Here is a 1,765-nt window from a genome sequence, read left to right as displayed (position 1 = left end):
GTTTTAATCAATCCCGACCCCAAAGCGCATCTCAAGAATTTAAAACCAATGCCAGAAACCCACGCCATTGTTGACAAATGTATGGAATGTGGATTTTGTGAACCGCATTGCGTTTCCGAAGGTTTGACATTGTCTCCTCGACAACGAATCGTAATTGCCAGAGAAATTAGTCGATTAGAAGAATCGAAAGAAGATCCTGAAAGATTGGCGGCAATTCGAAAAGACGTTACCTACCAACTAGACGAAACCTGTGCTACCGATGGACTTTGCGCCTTGGCTTGCCCTGTTTATATCGATACCGGGAAATTTGTAAAAGAATGGCGCGCCAATGAATTGAATTCTGGAAATAAAAAAGTAGCCGCATATATTGGCTCGCATATGGCTGGAACAACGGCAATATTGAGAGTGGGTTTGAAAATGGTTTCCTTTTTTCATTCTATTCTTGGAACAAATATTATGACCGCTTTATCGAATGGTTTCCATTTTATCACGTTTGGAAAAGTCCCAAAATGGATTCCCGAAATGCCCAAAGGAGCCAACAAAATAAACACAAAATGACAGCCACAGATTCACTGTTTTTTAATCAAAAGAATTCCTCGAGGCTCTGCCTCGGGGTCATAAGTAAAAAAGATTAGTACATTTGTTTGATGAGCGAACATATTTTCAAACGTCACAATAAAAGTTTGTTACTTTATCATTTAGTTTGTCCGATAAAGTATCGAAGAAATGTTTTGTCTGAAGAAGTAGAAATAAGTTTAGTTGAAGTTTGTAAAAACATTTCAGAACGGTATGAAATTCATTTTATTGAAATTGGTGCAGATGAAAATCACGTTCATTTTTTGATACAGAGTGTTCCAAAAGTTTCTGTTGCTATCATTGTTAGAACAGTAAAAAGTATCACTGCAAAAGAAATTTTCAGATTGCATCCAGAAGTTAAAAGTAAATTGTGGGGTGGTAATTTTTGGACGAGTGGATATTATATAAATACAGTTGGTCAATATGGTAATGAGAATATAATTCAGAAATACATTCAAAATCAAGGAGAAGAAAAGACAGTTTACAAATCGTTTAGCAAAAACCAGCTACGGTTATCTTTTGAATAACACGATACCTCGAGGCTCTGCCTCGGGGTAATTCATTAATAACCTAAAGGTTACCAAGATGAAAACAAAAGCATCTATTTTCTTTTATAATGATAGCAAAAGCTAGTGTAAACGGCTTAGTACCTATATAAACATACTTCAATCAATGGCAAAAGAATTGAATTAAGTTCCACAAATTTGTAGTGATATCCAAATTGTCGACACAAACAAGCATAATTCTTGATCACAAAAATATAAGAACAACCTAGCAATTTGCAAAAGTATAGGATAGAAAAATTAGTGAGGATATAAAAATATTTAGAGAAAAATATAGCTTATTTGCAACAAATCAGGAACAAAAAGCAATTTAAAAACAGGCTAATAAAAAACACAAACCTTTTTAACAAATATTTAGTGCCATATTAATATAATTTGCTTAATTTTGCTTGTCTTTGATTTTAAAACGATAATGAATAGAATTTACCTTTTAATATTAGTTATTTTTGGCTTCTTCTTGATGCCAACAGTCACTTTTGCGTGTGGTAGTCATTCAGAAAAAAATTCTTGTAACAAAAAAGATTCTGCAAATACAGAAAAAATGGATTGTTGCAAAAATGATAATGATTCAAAAAATAAAAAAAGCCAAGGCTGTAATGGAAAATGTGGACACTCAAATTGTGTTA

General features: G+C 33.2%; 2 protein-coding genes and 1 pseudogene. All 3 read left to right on the top strand.

Translation table 11 applies throughout. The annotated features are described in order from the left end of the window. Window positions 1-558: (Fe-S)-binding protein (locus EKL98_RS15515; RefSeq protein WP_148104426.1), on the top strand; the 558-nt coding region annotated here is incomplete at its 5' end. Window positions 559-647: 89 nt separating this feature from the next. Next, window positions 648-1,103: an IS200/IS605 family transposase gene (gene tnpA / locus EKL98_RS15510; RefSeq protein ID WP_126563102.1), complete on the top strand. Its 456-nt coding sequence runs from the start codon at window positions 648-650 to the stop codon at window positions 1,101-1,103. A 448-nt stretch (window positions 1,104-1,551) separates the two neighbouring features. Continuing rightward, window positions 1,552-1,765, top strand: a pseudogene (locus EKL98_RS18220) (hypothetical protein); the annotation flags it as partial.

This window comes from Flavobacterium bomense (assembly GCF_003970355.1).
The sequence above is the reverse complement of the archived record's forward strand: the minus strand, read 5'-3'. Positions and strand labels throughout refer to the sequence as shown.